General features: G+C 66.1%; 20 protein-coding genes. 9 read left to right on the plus strand and 11 right to left on the minus strand.

The window, feature by feature from the left end:
- Positions 1 to 6: 6 nt before the first annotated feature.
- Together K3M35_RS21135 and K3M35_RS21140 are read right to left on the minus strand one after the other, a co-directional pair.
- Complete coding sequence (locus K3M35_RS21135; protein WP_220666949.1) at positions 7 to 510, minus strand: hypothetical protein; 504 nt, start codon at positions 508 to 510, stop codon at positions 7 to 9.
- A 37-nt stretch (positions 511 to 547) separates the two neighbouring features.
- Positions 548 to 1,192: a ribonuclease H family protein gene (locus K3M35_RS21140; RefSeq protein WP_220666950.1), complete on the minus strand. Its 645-nt coding sequence runs from the start codon at positions 1,190 to 1,192 to the stop codon at positions 548 to 550.
- A 252-nt stretch (positions 1,193 to 1,444) separates the two neighbouring features.
- Between K3M35_RS21140 and K3M35_RS21145 the strand changes: the two genes are divergently transcribed.
- The gene (locus K3M35_RS21145) at positions 1,445 to 2,218 is read left to right on the plus strand and encodes a PASTA domain-containing protein (RefSeq protein WP_220666951.1); all 774 of its coding nucleotides are present in this window, start codon (positions 1,445 to 1,447) and stop codon (positions 2,216 to 2,218) included.
- Here K3M35_RS21145 and K3M35_RS21150 read toward each other — a convergent pair.
- A complete protein-coding gene (locus K3M35_RS21150) occupies positions 2,215 to 2,439 on the minus strand; it encodes a hypothetical protein (protein WP_259444325.1) in 225 nt (74 codons plus the stop codon). The two genes, K3M35_RS21145 and K3M35_RS21150, sit on opposite strands and share 4 nt — an antisense overlap.
- A 1,008-nt stretch (positions 2,440 to 3,447) precedes the next feature.
- Here K3M35_RS21150 and K3M35_RS21155 point away from each other — a divergent pair.
- Entirely contained in the window at positions 3,448 to 4,062 is a 615-nt protein-coding gene (locus K3M35_RS21155) for a YdcF family protein (RefSeq protein ID WP_024102311.1), read from the plus strand.
- A gap of 12 nt (positions 4,063 to 4,074) precedes the next feature.
- On the opposite strand, the gene K3M35_RS21160 is transcribed toward K3M35_RS21155, so the two are convergent.
- The gene (locus tag K3M35_RS21160; protein ID WP_033097554.1) at positions 4,075 to 4,587 is read right to left on the minus strand and encodes a DinB family protein; all 513 of its coding nucleotides are present in this window, start codon (positions 4,585 to 4,587) and stop codon (positions 4,075 to 4,077) included.
- Between the two features lie 98 nt (positions 4,588 to 4,685).
- Positions 4,686 to 5,306: a class I SAM-dependent methyltransferase gene (locus tag K3M35_RS21165; protein ID WP_006554698.1), complete on the minus strand. Its 621-nt coding sequence runs from the start codon at positions 5,304 to 5,306 to the stop codon at positions 4,686 to 4,688.
- A 148-nt stretch (positions 5,307 to 5,454) separates the two neighbouring features.
- On the opposite strand from K3M35_RS21165, the gene K3M35_RS21170 reads away from it, so the two are divergent.
- From K3M35_RS21170 to K3M35_RS21180, 3 genes are all read left to right on the plus strand, one after another.
- Positions 5,455 to 5,931 (plus strand): hypothetical protein, encoded by a 477-nt coding sequence (locus tag K3M35_RS21170; protein WP_006554697.1) that lies wholly within the window; start codon positions 5,455 to 5,457, stop codon positions 5,929 to 5,931.
- Positions 5,932 to 5,933: 2 nt separating this feature from the next.
- On the plus strand, positions 5,934 to 6,131 hold the full coding sequence (locus tag K3M35_RS21175) for a helix-turn-helix transcriptional regulator (protein ID WP_006554696.1): 198 nt from the start codon (positions 5,934 to 5,936) through the stop codon (positions 6,129 to 6,131).
- Between the two features lie 220 nt (positions 6,132 to 6,351).
- A complete protein-coding gene (locus tag K3M35_RS21180) occupies positions 6,352 to 7,464 on the plus strand; it encodes an alpha/beta hydrolase (protein ID WP_064060397.1) in 1,113 nt (370 codons plus the stop codon).
- A gap of 35 nt (positions 7,465 to 7,499) precedes the next feature.
- Here K3M35_RS21180 and K3M35_RS21185 read toward each other — a convergent pair whose 3' ends face one another.
- Both K3M35_RS21185 and K3M35_RS21190 read right to left on the minus strand, forming a co-directional pair.
- Positions 7,500 to 8,060: a TetR/AcrR family transcriptional regulator gene (locus K3M35_RS21185; protein ID WP_039583753.1), complete on the minus strand. Its 561-nt coding sequence runs from the start codon at positions 8,058 to 8,060 to the stop codon at positions 7,500 to 7,502.
- A gap of 160 nt (positions 8,061 to 8,220) precedes the next feature.
- Positions 8,221 to 8,835, minus strand: a complete 615-nt coding sequence (locus K3M35_RS21190; protein ID WP_220666952.1) for a dihydrofolate reductase family protein — start codon at positions 8,833 to 8,835, stop codon at positions 8,221 to 8,223.
- 131 nt (positions 8,836 to 8,966) lie between these two features.
- Between K3M35_RS21190 and K3M35_RS21195 the strand changes: the two genes are divergently transcribed.
- On the plus strand, positions 8,967 to 9,383 hold the full coding sequence (locus tag K3M35_RS21195) for a VOC family protein (protein WP_094979899.1): 417 nt from the start codon (positions 8,967 to 8,969) through the stop codon (positions 9,381 to 9,383).
- Here the strand turns inward: K3M35_RS21195 and K3M35_RS21200 are convergent.
- The 3 genes from K3M35_RS21200 to K3M35_RS21210 all read right to left on the minus strand — a co-directional run bounded on the left by K3M35_RS21200 (position 9,365) and on the right by K3M35_RS21210 (position 12,755).
- Positions 9,365 to 10,858 (minus strand): amino acid permease, encoded by a 1,494-nt coding sequence (locus K3M35_RS21200; protein WP_220666953.1) that lies wholly within the window; start codon positions 10,856 to 10,858, stop codon positions 9,365 to 9,367. The genes K3M35_RS21195 and K3M35_RS21200 overlap by 19 nt on opposite strands.
- Positions 10,851 to 12,104 carry a Glu/Leu/Phe/Val dehydrogenase dimerization domain-containing protein gene (locus K3M35_RS21205; protein ID WP_006554690.1) on the minus strand — a complete coding sequence of 418 codons (1,254 nt, stop codon included), beginning with the start codon at positions 12,102 to 12,104 and terminating at the stop codon, positions 10,851 to 10,853. Before K3M35_RS21205 ends, K3M35_RS21200 begins: the two co-directional genes overlap by 8 nt.
- Before the next feature lie 141 nt (positions 12,105 to 12,245).
- The gene (locus K3M35_RS21210) at positions 12,246 to 12,755 is read right to left on the minus strand and encodes an Lrp/AsnC family transcriptional regulator (protein WP_006554689.1); all 510 of its coding nucleotides are present in this window, start codon (positions 12,753 to 12,755) and stop codon (positions 12,246 to 12,248) included.
- 186 nt (positions 12,756 to 12,941) lie between these two features.
- On the opposite strand from K3M35_RS21210, the gene hppD reads away from it, so the two are divergent.
- Positions 12,942 to 14,147, plus strand: coding sequence for a 4-hydroxyphenylpyruvate dioxygenase (gene hppD / locus K3M35_RS21215; RefSeq protein WP_220666954.1), 1,206 nt, complete (start codon positions 12,942 to 12,944; stop codon positions 14,145 to 14,147).
- 8 nt (positions 14,148 to 14,155) lie between these two features.
- On the opposite strand, the gene K3M35_RS21220 is transcribed toward hppD, so the two are convergent.
- Positions 14,156 to 14,596, minus strand: a complete 441-nt coding sequence (locus K3M35_RS21220; RefSeq protein ID WP_019288265.1) for an SRPBCC family protein — start codon at positions 14,594 to 14,596, stop codon at positions 14,156 to 14,158.
- Between the two features lie 150 nt (positions 14,597 to 14,746).
- On the opposite strand from K3M35_RS21220, the gene K3M35_RS21225 reads away from it, so the two are divergent.
- Both K3M35_RS21225 and K3M35_RS21230 read left to right on the plus strand, forming a co-directional pair.
- On the plus strand, positions 14,747 to 15,874 hold the full coding sequence (locus K3M35_RS21225; RefSeq protein ID WP_006554686.1) for an NDMA-dependent alcohol dehydrogenase: 1,128 nt from the start codon (positions 14,747 to 14,749) through the stop codon (positions 15,872 to 15,874).
- 47 nt (positions 15,875 to 15,921) lie between these two features.
- Positions 15,922 to 16,548, plus strand: a complete 627-nt coding sequence (locus K3M35_RS21230; protein ID WP_019288267.1) for a TetR/AcrR family transcriptional regulator — start codon at positions 15,922 to 15,924, stop codon at positions 16,546 to 16,548.
- The last annotated feature ends 38 nt before the right edge of the window (positions 16,549 to 16,586 follow it).

A 16,586-nucleotide genomic window follows, 5' to 3' on the forward strand; every position in this document is an offset into this window, starting at 1 on the left:
TGAGGCTCACAACCCTGCTGGTCGACCATCTGGGTTGTGAGCCTCACCTTTCAGTTGCGAACCTCGCTCCCGGGAGGGATGCCATCGCGATTGCGGGGTTTCTTCGCGACGGTCGTCGACGTCAGGAACAGGATTGCCGACGAGATCACCACCAACCACAATCCCCAGCCGATCTGGACGCCGATAGTCTCTCCGAAGAACTCGGCAGTGTGCGACGAGACGTCCATGATGTCGTAGATCGCGATACCCAGGCAGATCACACGCGCGGCGGGTGCGACCCACCGAATAACGGTCCCGCCGGCCGACCCCCCGGGAGAACAGTGTGAACATCGCGACGGCAGACAGTACGCCCAGGATCAAAGTGATCATGCCGTCCCCCTCGAGGCCGTTCTTGGTGAAGGCCATGAAGCTTGCCCAGGGGCCGATGCTGCCGAGCATGATGCCGACGCTTGCGGCGAGCGACGCGATCAGATGTGCGTTGTAGCGCTGGTCGAAATCTCGAGTACTCATTGGGTCTCCTATTTGCGATTCGTGGAACTTGTTCGGGTCAAGCGGTTTCGGGAAGCGGGTTCTTCAACGAAGCGACGATGTTGTTCGCGATCGTCGACGCCACCTCCGGCGAAACGCTCGCGTCGTGGCAGCGCCTCGCCGCGACCGCCAGCCGATCGGCGACCTCGTTGAGAGGGTGTCCGCTGTGCCCGCGCACCCACGAGAACTCGACAGTGCGACCCTTGATCCGATCCCGGATGCGCTCCACGACGTCCGCGATCTCGGGACGGCCTTCGCAGGTGCCCTCGATGCAGGCGAGGGCAAGCCGGCTGTCGGTGAGGATGTGCAGCTTGGGGTGCATGAAGCGAGCGACGGCCATGTCGATCGCGAGGAGTTCGCCTTCGAGGATCGAGCGGGCGTCGCAGGCCATCCGCATGTGATATGCACCGGCGTTCGATACGCAGCCGAGTCCGGTGCCGCGACGATTGCGGGCCTTCGATGCGTCGGTCGCGACCACCAGCGGCGGGCGCGCTTCGAGTGCCGCCTCGCGGCGTGCTTCGTCCGCTGCGAGCAGAGCCGCGACGTGTGCCCCGATGGTGTCGGATGCGCGAGTGAGAAGCACGCCGAACGGGCCGAAGGCCGTGTCGACGAACTGTGCGGCCGGGAACGACTCGGCGACGTTCTTCAAGGTGCGACGCAACACGCCGTCGGAGATGTGGACCCGGGCGGGTGAGGTCTGCGCCCGCCGGACCGCCGGACCGTCGCACCAGCGCTACCAAGCTCGTTATCGAGCAGATGGAGGCCATCGCACCCACCATGGCCGCATGACCTCCATCAACGGCCTCCCGTAACGACGAGGGGCGGTGCTCCGACACCAGTTCATGAAGGCGCTCAGCGCGTGTGCGGTCGAGAAAGCAGCGGCCCACGTGGCCTGGTGTCGGGTTGAAGGAGAAACATGAAGTTCGTCGTCCCCTACCTGCGAGTCGTAGCGGGGATGTTCGCCGCCATCACGCTGTGGCTGGCGATCGTGGAAGTAGTCAACGGCAACTTTGCCGACGCGATCCTGTTCGTGGTATTCGCGGCCGGCCTGGGATATCTCGCGATCGTCAAGCCTCTGCGCGACCGTCGCAGGCGGATCAAGGCCGAGCAGGACGCGATCGCCGCACGCGCCGAAGTCGGTCACCGCGCGTTCCTCGCGGGGGATGTGCGGGCCGCGATGGCGCCGCCGCCCGAGCCGCCGAAGCCTCCGAGGATCCGGCGCGGGGTGGTCATCGCCGCTGCCGTCGCCGGACTGATCGTCCTTATGGGAATCATCGGTGACATCTCGGACGGGCTGGATTCACCCACGAAGGACGACGCGAGTACGACTCCTCGCGCTGCCGCACCGACGACCACCACGCCGTACACGACCTCGGCTGCCACCACCGCACGGACCGTCGCTCCGGAAACCACTCCCGCCACGAGAGTTTCCACCACGCAGGTCGCGGCGGTCGCGTCCACCGCGGTGATGCCGAATGTCGTGTGCATGGATCTCCAAACAGCACAGGATGCTATCCAGGCTGTGGGCGTGTTCTACTCCACGAGCGTCGACGCGAGCGGTCAGGGACGCGCGCAGGTGTGGGACAGGAACTGGGTCGTCGTCGACCAGACTCCTTCGGTGGGAGCATCGATCGGTGAAGGCGACCCAGTGCTGTCGGTTCTGAAAGAGGACGAGTTCAGCGGTTGCTAGGCCATCGGTTGCTCCGTGCGGGAGAGATCCTCGGTGGCGGTGTTCGACGGATGCCGGCCGCCCCTCCGGAATCCCACCGATCCCGGCCGTAGGGCCTCGACCCGCAGGCCCGCCATCGCGGCCTTCAGTCCGAGATCCTTGATGGTCGAGGCGATTCGGCCGGAATAGGCCTGTTCCTTCGGGGTGCCGTCCCGCTCGCGGAACTGAACGACGCCGGTCACGTCGGCCCCTCCCGTAGACCCGTGCTCCGATCACAGCACTCCACCCGGGGTTCGCGCAACGAGGATGAATTCGATCGGGAACGAATCGGGCGCCCTGCGGGCGGCTGCCCTCGACCGATCGGAGACCCTTCGGGTCCCTGAGTCGTCGTCCCCTTCCCCAAGGCTGCCCGGTCGCCATGCCCCGATAGACCGTCTCGGCCAGCACGGATAGCCCCACGTCGCGGAGGACGTGCGGCTCGCACTGGACCCGGTCGTTCGTGTCGACCCGCACGATCGGGTGCTCCACCACCAGCTGTGGAGACGAGGGATACTGGTGCCCAGTCGGTTTCGAGACAGGGAACGACCCCGGCTCGCAGCGTCGGCGCGCTGACGTCGGACTGTGGGAGACGAGCGACGAACTGCGTCGACGCGCCTCGGCTACCGGAACGGCCCTCGCGCGCGACGATGCAGGTGAAACGTCTCGAGCCCTCCGATCACGATGGATCGGAGGGCTGGGAAGTCAGGACGTCGGATGTGAACCCGGGGGAGCGGGTATGTGTCGGCCGGCGCGGACGAATGCGCTCGCGGCTCGTTGCTGGAGTACGCCTCTCGAAGGCGTGTGGATAGACTCCACCATACGGTGCATGACAGCTTCCTTCTGTCGTGTGCCCAGACCCCGGTCCGGTGTTGGCGCACCTGCCGGGGTCGACCTGTATTCAGGTCGGTGCAGGGATGGTCGCACGGGTGTGCGAAGTCGTCAACTCGAACACACGTTCTGCCCGAGCCTGCCCTGGGATCATGGGAAGCGTAGCGATTCATCCGAATAGCGCTTCTTGCAACGGTTGTCGCGCTTGTTCGTGGATAGACCAGTGGTTCGGATGTAAAACCGATTGTCAGCCGTCATCGAATCCGACGCGGCCTATGGTGATACTTCTTCGCGTCGAGCCCCAACTTCCCACCAGTGCGCCTCGAGATGGCACAGTGCGGCACGGCCGATGTCCGGGAAGAAGGGGGGCTCGCGTGGGAGCTGTGCGACGCACGGTGGTGGCGACCGCAGTCGCGGCCACAGCCGCGGTAGGTGTATCGACGGGGCAGGCAGCGGCGACTCCTGCAATCGACACCGTCGTGAACGGTGCACTGTCCGTCACCCCGCTGTGCCAGGGAACCATCGACGCGCTGATCATCGCGTGCACCGAGCTCGAGAAGCTGACACCGCACTTCCCGCTGATGCTCGACCTGAATCCGCGGGGTACGCATCTCGTCGTGCTCGGGGCCGGACTCACCGATGACGGCAAGATCCGGCCGGTGCTCGAAGAACGACTCGAAGCGGCTCTCCGTGCAGCGCAACGCTATCCGGAATCTCCGATCGTCGTCACCGGTGGCGTGCCGCGCAACGGCGTCACCGAAGCGCAGGCTATGAAGGACTGGCTGGTCGTGCGAGGCATTCCGCCGGAGCGCATCACCGAGGAATCGCAGTCGACCTCCACCGTCGAGAACGCACGCTTCACCAACGACGTTCTGCTCGAACGGCGAGCCACGGGCGCTGTGCTGGTGACGAACCGCGACCACCTCGAACGCGCGATGATCAACTTCCGGCAGGCGGTCGACGCGCGCATTCCGATCGCGGGCATCGTCCCAGCGTAAACGCAGGAAGTATCAGCCCGGCGTATTCGCCTTCCGCGTCAGTACCTGACTGATCTCCGAAACATTCTTCGCCAGTTCGAAGTTGACCCACCCGGCTACTTCCCACAGAGGTGAAGGTTCGGGCATGAGGCCGACGATCGTCTTCTCGATGTCGGCAGTCTCGAGAAGCGCGGCCCATTCGGTGCGAAGAGCCCGGATGCGGCCGGTCGAGCCGGACCATTCGTAGGCGTCCGGCCCGACCGCAGTTCCCCCACTGCAGACCGCCACGGTGTTCGTCCACCACCACTCGATGTGCCAGAGCAGCCACGCAATCGTGGGCTCGGGGAGGGCCTCGGCCGTCTCGTCCGGCCAGTCGGCGACGAGACGCCCGTCGACCCGCCGGACGCCCACGGAGTTCGACGACGGCTCCCAGTGCACGGCAGCCTCGTCGATCCGCGGCAGGACATGTTGTTCCGTGAAGAGCCAGACCAGGTCGAGTTGCTTCAGCAGCGTGCGCGTGGCGAGTGGCAGGGTGTCCGAGGGCATGCATGCAATCATCGCGGACATAGTGGACATGTGCTCGATGTCGACACCGTGTATCTGTCCCCGGAAGTGTGCAAACGTTGCTGTGCAGTTATCCGCCTTCACGCGGTCGGTGTCGCCACTCCCAGCGACAGCGCACCGAAGAACTTCGGCGTCTTCTCCTCGTAGAAGGTGTCGAGTTCGCGGATCTCGAACCCCGCACCGCGGACGAGGTCGGCGATTTGTCGTGTCAGATGGCAACCACCCGCGACGCGCTTCTGGATCGGTTCGAGCCGGTGCTGCCACCGCCGGACGTTCTCGTCCGGCGCGAGTCCGTGTTCGACGAAATGCAGGGTGCCGCCCGGTGCGAGGACACGACGTATCTCGCGCAGAGCCGCGTCGGCATCGGGGATGGTGCACAGCGTCCACGTCGACAGTGCGCTGTCGAAGGTGTTGTCCTCGAACGGGAGTGACTGACCGTCCAGGCCGGATCGTTCGATGCGCACGGGGGAGTCATCGATGCGCGAACGCGCGAGCTTCCATCCGAGGTCCGCGGGTTCGACGGCGCTGACCGACTCGACGGTGGTGGGGTAGTAGGGAACGTTGAGGCCGGATCCGAATCCGATCTCGACGACGCGGCCGCTCAGGCCGGCGCACACTCGTTTCCGGTTCGCTTCGGTGAACGACGGTGCACAGGCGATGTTCACCAGTCGCGGTACGACGTGATCGTTGTAGAGGCTCATGGCAGTCCCTTCGCCTGGTGGCGTGTCGATCTGCTCGATCCATCATGACACCTGCCCGGCCGAACGGAACCCCTCGTTTCTGTCGCACCGAACGGACTGTTAAGTTACCTTTACATGTAAAGTGTGCTTTACGGCGAAAGGGGAAACGATGGACAGCGGGGGTGCCGGATCGGTGGTCGGGCGAAGCAAGTGGGGCAAGGTGCGGGTGGGTTCGCGGTGGATCGGCGCGGTACCGCCGGCGATCGCCCTCGGAATCCTGGCCACAGCCGTTCTGGCAGCGGTGGTAGCTGCTCTGGGGCTGGTGCCCGGCTATCCCGTGGCCGCCGGCGTGGCGGTCGCGCTGGCGACCGCACCCTCACTGTCGGCCCTGTCGTGGGTGCTCCTCGTGGATCGGTCGACCCTCGAAGGCGCCACGGACCGGCCCGAGGATTCGGTCGAGTCGTCCTGGTACGAGAAAGCCGCCTCGGGCGCTTTCACCGACATCCTTCTCGTCACGGGCCTGGGGTGCACCGCTCTGGCGTTCGCTCCGATCGAGGTCGAGGGCCTGCACGCGCTGATGGCGGTCATTCTCGTGGCTTTCGCGTCGTTCGGTGTGCGCTACGCCGTGCAGCGTCGGAAGGGCTGAGGGTGCGGAATTCGCTGGCGGCCCTGCGCGCGGAGAACGGATGGTCGCAGCAGAGGCTTGCCGACGAACTCGGGGTATCGCGCCAGACGATCATCTCGATCGAGAAGGGGCGATTCGACCCGTCCCTTCCGTTGGCGTTCCGCATCGCGCACCTGTTCGGACGTCGAATCGAGGACATATTTCTGCCCGACGAGGGATAAGCGAAGGGGCCGAGCGGATTCCCCGACAGAACCCGCTCGGCCACTTGCCGATCACTCGAGCGTACTACCGGCGTCAACGGTGAGTGTGAGTCCGGTGATGTCGTCGACGTACACCTCGCCCTCCCTTCTTGACCGGCATTCAAGAAGCCTTTACCGTAATCGTCACGCCTTCTTGGATGGCGTCCAAGAAATGTGGTGGTGAAGCGGGAGGGTGCTAGTCATGAACATCGGTGAGTCTGCCGATCGGCGCGAGGTGGTAGCGGTGCAGCGGCGCGAGGTCTCGTTCGTCTCCGGCCAGGACGAGTGCGCGGCATGGCTGTACACCGCACCCGACCTGAACGGTCCGCGCCCGATGGTGATCATGGGGCACGGGCTCGGAGCGGTGCGGGAGATGCGCCTGGATGCCTACGCGGAGCGGTTCGCCGCCGCGGGGTGGTCGGTGCTGGTGTTCGACTACCGTCATCTCGGGGCCAGCGGCGGTGAGCCGCGTCAGATCCTCGACATCGGCCGGCAACGCGCCGACTGGCATGCCGCTCTGGCCTTCGCGCGCACACTTCCTGAGGTCGACGTCAACCGGATCGCCTTGTGGGGCAGTTCGTTCGGCGGAGGTCATGTCCTTCGAGTCGCCTCCGAGGACACCCGTATCGCGGCGATCGTGGCGCAGTGCCCCTTCACCGACGGTCCGGCGTCGTTGCGCGCGCGGATACGGACCGGCCCGCTGAGCGTGGTGGCACTGACAGTGGCAGGCATTCTCGACACGGTCGGGTCGTGGTTCGGCGCGAAGCCGATCCTGTTGCCGATGGCGGGGACGTCCTGGATGCCCGCGTTCGTGGCCTCACCCGACGCCCTCGCCGGCGCTTCCGCACTCCTGCCCGCGGGGACCCGGCTCTCGCGGCGCACCAGCGCGGTGTTGAAACGACTTCCGTCGGTGCGGGCTCAGCTGTCGAAGAACATCGAGCCGACGGAGATCGACGGTAGGGAAGAACCCGAGACCGGGGTCGGCCGCGACAGCGTCTGGGGTGTACTGCGCGGTCCGAACGGCGAATTCGAGGCGGCCAATGCCCTCGCTGCCCGGCTGGCGCTGCGTCTTCCGCTCGATCGACCCGGTCGTGCGCTGGCCCGCTTCAGCATTCCGACGTTGCTGTGTGTCTGCGACAACGACGCGGCCGCGCCCGCGAAGACCACGAAGCGTCACGCACAGGGTCTGGCGCACGTACAGGTTCAGAGCTACGTGTGTGACCACTTCGACATCTACGTCGGTGACCACTTCGAACGCGCCGTGCGTGACCAACTCTATTTCCTGGAAAGGCAATTCGACCGCACCGCACAGTAGGTCGCTCCGCGTTCGTGGACACGCAGATCAGGTGCTCAGCCGGTGGCTGCGGCACGACTGCGAGCGCTGTTGAGCAACGTCTCGATCACCGCGCGCCGCTGAGCCTGATCCGTCGGGTGCATCAGCAAGCCCTCGACCACGAAAACGCCGATCGCCACCAGCGGATCGACTTCGTCAGCGGGCACGCCGAGTTCGATCAGCTCTGCCCGGAACAATCCTTCGGCCAGTGTGTGGAACTGCTCGTGCCATTGCTGAACGGACGCGGACTTCTCGGCGCGTGTGTGCACCGTGCTCACCAACCGACCCAGTTGCTCCAATTCTTCGACCAACCACAAGAGTCGATCGGCCAGGCCCGAGCCCAGTATCTCGCTGTAGGAGGCCATCGAGTCGGCTAGAACCGCATCCAGGACCGCGATCAATATCGAGTCCTTGTCCTGGAAGTACCAGTACAGCGTGTTCGACACGACTCCGGCGTCACGGGCGATCCGCGTCATCGATGCCGCGTCGTATCCTTCCTCGACGAACAACCGCCGGGCGGCTACCACGATCTCTGCGCGTTTCTCTTCCCGATCCTGCGGACGTCTGTTGCGGGGCATCTCCAGTCCTGACCTAGTTCCCGCCCCGATGCTATCTTGACCGGCCCCCAAGAGCGGGCCCCGGCCGGCCGTTCCGGAACGAGGTCCGTAGCCGTCTCGAACAGATGATGAGGCAGGCGAGCCAGAGCAGCTCTCGATACAGACCGGCTCGTACTTCGGGTCACTCGACTTCGGCGAGTCCGTACTCGGGTCGTCCGGCAGGCCGATACACGGTGATGACGACACCGGTCGAGGTGGTGCGCGATTCGACGAGATCGAACTTCGTGTCGCGACCCCCGACGGGGAACAGCCGCCGCCCCTGACCGAGGACGACCGGGAACGTGATGAGGCGGTACTCGTCGACGAGACCGTGTTCGAAGAGGGTGTGGACCAGACGGATGCTGCCGTGCACCTGCAGTTCCCGTCCCGGCTGCTTCTTCAGTTCCGCGACCGCGGTGGGCACGTCGCCCTCGAGGACCGTCGTGTTCTGCCACTCGGGGGCGGTGAGCGTCGTGGAGGCGACGTACTTCGGGAGGGTGTTGAGTGCACGGGCGACCGGATCGTCGGGATCGGTCGAGTTCGGCCACGACGCAGCGAAGACGTCGTAGGTGTTCCGGCCCAGCAGGAATGCGTCGACCTTCGAGAACACATCGTCGATGAACTTGCCGGTGTCCTCGTCGAACAGCGGCACCACCCAACCGCCGCGGTCGAAGCCGTCGCTGCGGTCCTCGTCGGGGCCACCCGGTCCCTGGGCCACACCGTCGGCCGATACGAAGGTCGTCACCGTGAGCTTCATCGTCGTCCCCTTTCGAAGGTTGTCGCCGAGTACAGACCCGGGAAGCGCGGAGAACTCATCGCTTGCATCCCTCCGGCGCGGAAGGTATCTCTGGACGCAGCGTCGCGTGTCGATGACGGACTGCGTCAGGCATGGAGGCGCGGGACCACAAGGAGTTCTCCTTGAGTATTGCGTTCGACCACACCATCGTCGCGGCCGACGACAAGCAGCATTCGGCCTACTTTCTCACCACCCTGTTCGGGCTGCCCGATCCGGTGCCCGCCGGGCACTTCCTCGCTGTCGAACTCGCCAACGGCGTCACCCTCGATTTCGCCGAACCGCCACCGGATGTGGAGTATCCGCCGCAGCACTACGCATTCCTGGTGTCGGAGGAGGAGTTCGACGAGATCTACGCCCGGATCCTCGAGCAGAAGATCGAACACTGGGCCGATCCCCGGCAGTCGGCGCACGGCATCAACAGAAACGACGGGGGTCGAGGAACCTACTTCCTCGACCCCGCCGGTCACTTCATGGAGATAATCACGCGTCCCTACGGTTGGCGCTCCTGAACCGTCTCGACCCGAGCCGTCCCGGCCGCAGCGCGTCGCCGTGCCAGCACCGTGCAGGTACCGGCGATCGCTGCGGTCAACGCGCCGGTCGCGAGCAGCTGCGTGCGGGCAGCGGTGTCGAACAGGGCGAGCACCGCGATGCCGGCCAGCAGACCGAGCGTCGCGTACGAAAGGTACGGGAAGCCCCACATCTTCAGCGGCAGTGCATCCTCGGTGCCGTTGCGGCGTGCGCGACGACGGAGCACGAGGTGCGAGACCGCGACGAACGTCCACAGCACCAGGATCGTGGAGCCGACGGCGTTGAGCAGCAGCGGCAGCACCCGGTCGGGGTAGAGATAGTTCAGTCCGACCGTGACGAAGCCGAACGCCACCGAGGCGAGCACCGCATTGCGGGGAACGCCGTTGGACGACAGCCGCCCGAAGACGGGGTGCGCCGATCCGCGGTGCGACAGCGAGAAGATCATCCGGGAAGCGCTGAACAGCATCGCGTTGAGCGACGAGAGCAGCGCGACCACGACGATCACGGTCATCACCGCGGCGGCGCCCGGGACGGCCCCGGCCTGCAGCACGGCGACGAACGGACCGGTCGCGAGATCCTCGGAGGTCCACGGCAGGATCGTCACCATCACGAGCACCGACCCGATGTAGAACACGAGGATGCGCCACACCAGGGTGCGCACCGCGCGGCCCACGTTGCGACGGGGATCGGCGGTCTCCGCGGCGGCGATCGCGATGATCTCGGTGCCACCGAACGCGAAGACCACGATGAGCAGGCCGGCGGCGATACCGGCGATACCGGTGGGGGCGAACCCGCCGTGCGCCGTGAGGTTGGAGAAGCCGGTCGTCTCGAAGGTGGGCATCCACCCGGCGATCATCGCGATGCCGATCACCAGGAAGCCGACGATCGCGACGATCTTGATTGCGGCGAACCAGAATTCGACCTCACCGAAGCGGCGGACGCCGACCAGGTTCACGCCCGTCAGCACGACCATGTAGAACAGCGCGGACGCCCACTGGGGGATGCCGGGCAGCGCTACCGCGGTGATCGCGGCGGCGCCGGTGGCCTCCGCGGCGATCACGATGATCACCTGCACCCAGTACAACCACCCGATGGTCCGCCCCGCGACAGGGCCCAGCGCTTTCTCGGTGTGCTCGGAGAACGCACCGCTGGCGGGGTTGGCCGCGGCCATCTCGCCCATCATTCGCATCACGAACACGACGAGAACGGCCGCCACCAGGAACGAGATCAGGATCGCCGGGCCGGCGACGGCGATACCCGCCCCCGACCCGACGAACAGGCCGGCCCCGATGGCGCCGCCGAGGCTCATCATGACGAGCTGGCGGGGCCGCATGGCACGATGCAGGCCGGCGGTGCTCTGGGTGCCGGTCGTCGTCCCGGCGGTGCTCTGGGCGCCGGTCGTCGTCCCGGCGGTGCCCTGGGCGCCGGTCGTCGCCGTAGCCAGGGTGTCAGTCATCAATGCGCTCCCCGGCCGGGACCAGCTGGTCCAGTGCGATCTCGAAGGCGGTCGCGGCGAGCCCGGTGAGCTCGGTCGACCGGTCGTGGCAGCGGCGCAGTGCCGTCTCGATGGTGGTGGACACATCGCCGAAGATGGCGGCGTCGGAGACCTCCACGTCGCCCTCCATGAGCTGGGCGAAGGCCCGGGCCATACCGCAGTTGGCGATGAAGTCGGGGATCACGGCGACGGACTTGTCGGCGTGCTCGTAGGTGGGGCCGTAGAAGATCTCGTCGTCGGCGAACGGAACGTTGGCGCCGGAGGCGATCGACTCGAGTCCCGCGGCGACCATGCGGTCGACCTGCTCGCGGGTGACGAGGCGGCTCGCGGCGCAGGGGAGGAAGATCTCGGCTCCGAGATCCCAGATGCGGTCGTTCACCTCGTCGAAGGGGATCATGCGGTCGCTGCGCAGGGCGTTGCCGTCGCGCTCGAGCAGCAGGGTACGGACCTCGTCGAAGGAGAGACCCTCGGGTGCGAGGATGCCGCCGTCGCGGTCGATGATGCCCACGATCGAGGCGCCGGCCTGAGCGAGATAGTAGGCAGCAGCGGCGCCGACGTTGCCCCAGCCCTGCACCACGACGCGTTTGCCGGCGAGGTCGGTGCCCCGATAGACGAGCTGGTGGTGACGGACCGACTCGGCGACGCCGTAACCGGTGATCAGATCGGCGACAGTGTATTTCGTGCTGGTGGCAGGGGTGAACCGCGCGTCCTCGACAACCTTCGCGACGCCGAGTCGCAGCTGGCCCACCCGCTGGATGCGCTGGCGCTCGTCCTTGCCGAAGTGTCCGTTGACGACACCTTCCTGCGGGTGCCACAGGCCGTTGGACTCGGTGAGGGGAACGACCTCGTTCATCTCGTCGACGTTGAGGTCGCCGCCGGTGCCGTAGTAGGCACGCAGCAGGGGAGTGACGGCCGCGAACCAGCGGCGCAGCACGCCTTCCTTGCGGGGGTCGGACGGATCGAAATCGATGCCGGACTTGGCACCGCCGATCGCAGGTCCGGAGACGGTGAACTTGATCTCCATGGTCTTCGCCAGCGACTCGACCTCGCGCCGGTCGAGGCCGCGGCGCATGCGGGTGCCGCCGCCGGCCGCGCCGCCCCGCAGCGAGTTGATGACGACCCAGCCCCGGGCGGTGGTCTCGGTGTCGTGCCACTCGAAGACGATCTCGGGGGCTTTTTCTTCGAATCGCGTCAGCAGGTTCTTCATGGCGAAAGACTGTGACGGCAGTAACAAATGCTGCGCAACTGTGCTTCATCGAACTGTGCAGCGTGCGGAGGGTCCGGATGCCCGAAGCGCTTTTTTCTGTGCAATCCGGCTAGTCGGAGACGGATTGTGGACGTGATCGGTTCAGCGGCGGTAGGCCGGTGCCTTCGCGGATCGTTCCGGCTCGAGGGTGCGCAGCAGCGGCATCGCCCGGTAGTGCACCACTTCCGACAGCACCATCACACTCGTGGACCGCGCGACGATCGAGGAGCGGTTCAGCTCGATGAGGGTCTGCTGGAGACCGAGGTGTGATTCGGCTCCGATGCGGCACAGGACGTCGCCCGCGCCGGTGGTGGCGAACGCCTCGAGGACACCGGGGATGCCTTCGAGGACCTCGGTGACGTCTTCGAGCGCGCCCTGCACGATCTCCATCGTCACGAACGCCTGCACTTCGAAACCTGCTGCGGCGAGGTTGATCCGGGGTTCGTAGCCGGCGATGACCCCGGTGTCCTCGAGGCGTCGCAGGCGGGCCGAGACGGTGGCGCGCGCGACCTTCAATCGACGGGACAACTCGAGCGCGCCGATCTTCGGGTCGGCGTGCAGGGCCTCGAGGAGAGCGAAATCCAATTCGTCCAGCTGCACGGGCTCGCGCATCGCGGTTCCTTCCCATCGAGCGCCGAAAACTAGCCCGATTGTATAGGTGAGTGTGCAGATTCCGGCGAATTCCAGTCAGTCGGGCCAGTTGCCGAAGGCGACGTTGCGTCGAACCGACGGGTGGGTTTCTCCTGGTGACACACGACACAACGACTGTGCCGCAGTGAGCGGCAGGAGGTTGCAGCGATGACTCTGGAATACACCCTGACCGACAGCGAACGACTTGCTCAGCTCGACGCCGAGGAGCTCCGGCGCCTGGTCGGTCTCGTGGAGTACGACAGCGAACGGGATCCCTTCCCCGTCAGCGGCTGGGACGCCGTGGTGTGGGTGGTCGGAAACGCCACGCAGACGGCGCACTACTACCAGTCCGCCTACGGCATGGAACTCATCGCCTATTCCGGACCCACCACCGGTAACCGCGACCATCACGCCTACGTACTGCGCAGCGGCGCCGTGCGATTCGTGATCAAGGGCGCGGTGGATCCGGACAGCCCGTTGATCGAGCACCACCGCCTCCACGGTGACGGCGTCGTCGACATCGCCCTGCAGGTCCCGGATGTCGACAAGTGCATCGAGCATGCCCGGAAGCAGGGGGCGACCGTTCTCGAGGAACCCTACGAGATCAGCGACGAGAACGGCACCGTCCGCATCGGCGCCATCGCGACCTACGGCGACACGCGGCACACACTCGTCGACCGGTCGCGCTACAACGGCCCGTACCTGCCCGGCTACATCGAGCGCACCTCGACCTACCGCAAGCGCGAGGGTGCACCCAATCGCATCTTCCAGGCGCTCGACCACGTCGTCGGCAACGTCGAACTCGGACGCATGGACGAGTGGGTCGACTTCTACAACCGCGTCATGGGTTTCACGAACATGGCGGAGTTCATCGGCGACGACATCGCGACCGACTACTCGGCGCTCATGAGCAAGGTGGTGTGCAACGGCAACCACCGCGTGAAGTTCCCGCTCAACGAGCCCGCCATCGCGAAGAAGCGTTCGCAGATCGACGAGTACCTCGACTTCTACCGCGGACCGGGTGCACAGCACCTCGCGCTGGCCACCAACGACATCCTCACGGCGGTCGACCAGTTGCGCGAGGAGGGCGTCGAGTTCCTCGCGACTCCCGATGCGTACTACGACGATCCGGAGCTGCGCGCCCGTATCGGTGAGGTCCGGGTGCCGATCGAGGAACTGAAGAAGCGGGGCATCCTGGTCGACCGCGACGAGGACGGCTACCTGCTGCAGATCTTCACCAAGCCCGTCGGCGACCGCCCGACCGTGTTCTTCGAGCTGATCGAGCGCCACGGCTCGCTCGGCTTCGGCAAGGGCAACTTCAAGGCGCTGTTCGAGGCGATCGAGCGGGAGCAGGCTGCGCGCGGCAATTTCTGAGTCCGGTCCTAGACGAGCTGACCGAGCCGCGTGCGCAACGCGTGCTCGGTCTGCCGGATCGCCGTTCCCACAATCGGTTCGATGAGCATGCCGAGTGTGCGGCCGGCGATCCCGCCGGGCAGTCGGTAGCCGAAGTCGACGTCGAGCCGCGTCGCGTCGCCGAGGTCCGTGAAGGTCCATGACGACGCGGCGCGGAATCCGGCGATCGAGTCGAGGACGATCACGCGATTGCGTTCCCATTCGACGACTTCCACGCGCGAGCCGAGATCCTTGGGGCCGATCCGCATGGTCGAGTCGTAGATGGCACCAAGGCCGGAGACCTGCTCGCTCACGGGTTGGAAGCGGGCCACCCCGAACATCCAGTCGGGGACGTTCCGGTAGTCGTCGACGTAGGTGAACGCGAGGTCGATAGGGATGTCTGCGACGGCGCTGTGGCGGACGTGAATCATGGCTGGAGCCCTTCACGAGAAGTTGTCTGTTACCGAATGTAGCGGGTAACTGCCCGCTGTGGAAGGGGTCCGAACCCGTTGCTCTAACGTCCGATAAGTGTTTGAATGCCGTGACGCACATCACACACACTTTCGGTTCAGGAGGCTCGGGTGAAGACGAAGGCAGCAGTCGTCAAGGGAATCAACCAGCCGTGGGAGATCGAGGAGATCGATCTCGGCGATCCCGTCGCAGGTGAGGTGCAGATCCGCCTCGCGGCCTCGGGTCTGTGCCATTCCGACGAGCATCTGCGCTCGGGGGCGACACCGCTTCCGTCCTTCCCGGTCCTCGGTGGTCACGAGGGCGCGGGCGTGGTCACCAAGGTGGGTCCGGGAGTGCGGGGTCTCGAGGAGGGCGACCACGTCGTCCTCGCGTTCATCCCCGCCTGCGGCCGCTGTCGGGCCTGCGCCAAGGGCATGCAGAACATCTGCGACGAGGGTGCCGGCCTGCTCACCGGTCAGGCGATCTCCGACAAGACCTACCGCGCGACGCTGAACGGCGACCCGGTGCTGCAGATGTGCCTGCTCGGCACGTTCGCGCCGTACGTCACGGTCAACGAGGCGTCGGTCATCAAGATCGAGAAGGACATCCCGCTCGAGAAGGCGGCCCTGCTCGGGTGCGGTGTCGCGACCGGCTGGGGTTCGGCCACCGAGATCGGCGGCACCAAGCTCGGCGACACCGTGGTCGTCATCGGTGTCGGCGGTGTCGGCATCAACTCCGTCCAGGGAGCGGCGCACGCCGGGGCGCGGTTCGTCGTCGCGATCGACCCGGTCGAGTTCAAGCGGCAGAAGGCCAAGGAGTTCGGCGCGACGCATGTCTTCGCGTCGATCGAGGAGGCCGCACCGGTGATCGGTGAGATCACGTGGGGTCAGATGGCCAACGTCACCGTCATCACCGTCGGCGAGATCACCGGCGACATCATCGGCCCCGCACTGGGTCTCACCGCCAAGGGTGGCCAGGTCGTGGTCGTCGGCATGGGTCACGCCACCGACTCGCAGGTGACGATGAGCCTGTTCGAGCTGACGCTGCTGCAGAAGCGTCTGCAGGGGGCCATCTTCGGTGGCACCGGCCCGCGCTCGCAGATCCCCAAGTTGCTCGAGCTGTACCGGAACGGGCAGCTCGACCTCGACAACCTCGTCACCAAGACCTACAAGCTCGAGGACATCAACGAGGGCTACGCCGACATGCACGCCGGCAAGAACCTCCGCGGTCTCGTCCTCTACGGCGAGGACGACTACTGATCCTGTGAGCGCCGACGTCGCCGGAGCCGTCCCTTACGGTGTTGAGCATGGACACGCGTGAGGATTCGGTTTCCGGCGACGTCGGCTCTTGGCGGGACTACGGCCCGACCGACCTGCCGAAGCCGCTCGCCGCTGCACTCGAGGCGTTCGCCGAACGCGGTTACGACGGCACGTCCATCCGCGAGGTTGCGTCCCGGTCCGGTCTGTCGGTGCCGGGTCTGTACCACCACTACCCCTCGAAGCAGGCGCTGCTCGTCTCGCTCACGACCACCGTGCTGCACGACCTGCTCGCCCGCAGCCGGCAGGCGATCGATGAAGCCGGACCCACCCCCTCCGAGAAGTTCGACGCCGTCGTCGAGTCGCTGCTGCGCTTCCATATGTTCCGCCGCGATCAGGCGTTCGTGGCGTCGACCGAGATGCGCAGCATGGAACCCGAGGCCCGCCGTGCATTCGTCGCCCTGCGCGACGAGCAGCAGTGCATGATCGACGAGATCGTCGAGGCCGGTGTCGCCGACGGCACCTTCTCCACGCCCTATCCGAAGGACGCCAGTCGCGCCGTGACGACGATGTGCGTCGCGGTGGCGAGCTGGTACCGGCCGGACGGTTCGTTGTCGCCGGACGAGATCGTGCACCGCTACCTGCAGGTCGCGCGGAACGCGGTCGGAGCGAAGTAGCCGACACCCCTTCCGGGCTTGACCCGATGGCGGGGATA

Origin of the sequence: Rhodococcus sp. DMU2021, assembly GCF_019641445.1 — a bacterium.
Classification (GTDB): domain Bacteria; phylum Actinomycetota; class Actinomycetes; order Mycobacteriales; family Mycobacteriaceae; genus Rhodococcus; species Rhodococcus pyridinivorans.

Bases quoted from the DNA above. Each gene is read 5' to 3' on its own strand.
- K3M35_RS21135 (WP_220666949.1), bottom strand. From the start codon at position 510: ATGAGTACTCGAGATTTCGACCAGCGCTACAACGCACATCTGATCGCG.
- K3M35_RS21145 (WP_220666951.1), top strand. From the start codon at position 1,445: ATGAAGTTCGTCGTCCCCTACCTGCGAGTCGTAGCGGGGATGTTCGCC.
- K3M35_RS21160 (WP_033097554.1), bottom strand. From the start codon at position 4,587: ATGCCCTCGGACACCCTGCCACTCGCCACGCGCACGCTGCTGAAGCAA.
- K3M35_RS21165 (WP_006554698.1), bottom strand. From the start codon at position 5,306: ATGAGCCTCTACAACGATCACGTCGTACCGCGACTGGTGAACATCGCC.
- K3M35_RS21170 (WP_006554697.1), top strand. From the start codon at position 5,455: ATGGACAGCGGGGGTGCCGGATCGGTGGTCGGGCGAAGCAAGTGGGGC.
- K3M35_RS21180 (WP_064060397.1), top strand. From the start codon at position 6,352: ATGAACATCGGTGAGTCTGCCGATCGGCGCGAGGTGGTAGCGGTGCAG.
- K3M35_RS21185 (WP_039583753.1), bottom strand. From the start codon at position 8,060: ATGCCCCGCAACAGACGTCCGCAGGATCGGGAAGAGAAACGCGCAGAG.
- K3M35_RS21190 (WP_220666952.1), bottom strand. From the start codon at position 8,835: ATGAAGCTCACGGTGACGACCTTCGTATCGGCCGACGGTGTGGCCCAG.
- K3M35_RS21195 (WP_094979899.1), top strand. From the start codon at position 8,967: ATGGAGGCGCGGGACCACAAGGAGTTCTCCTTGAGTATTGCGTTCGAC.
- K3M35_RS21200 (WP_220666953.1), bottom strand. From the start codon at position 10,858: ATGACTGACACCCTGGCTACGGCGACGACCGGCGCCCAGGGCACCGCC.
- K3M35_RS21205 (WP_006554690.1), bottom strand. From the start codon at position 12,104: ATGAAGAACCTGCTGACGCGATTCGAAGAAAAAGCCCCCGAGATCGTC.
- K3M35_RS21210 (WP_006554689.1), bottom strand. From the start codon at position 12,755: ATGCGCGAGCCCGTGCAGCTGGACGAATTGGATTTCGCTCTCCTCGAG.
- hppD (WP_220666954.1), top strand. From the start codon at position 12,942: ATGACTCTGGAATACACCCTGACCGACAGCGAACGACTTGCTCAGCTC.
- K3M35_RS21220 (WP_019288265.1), bottom strand. From the start codon at position 14,596: ATGATTCACGTCCGCCACAGCGCCGTCGCAGACATCCCTATCGACCTC.
- K3M35_RS21230 (WP_019288267.1), top strand. From the start codon at position 15,922: ATGGACACGCGTGAGGATTCGGTTTCCGGCGACGTCGGCTCTTGGCGG.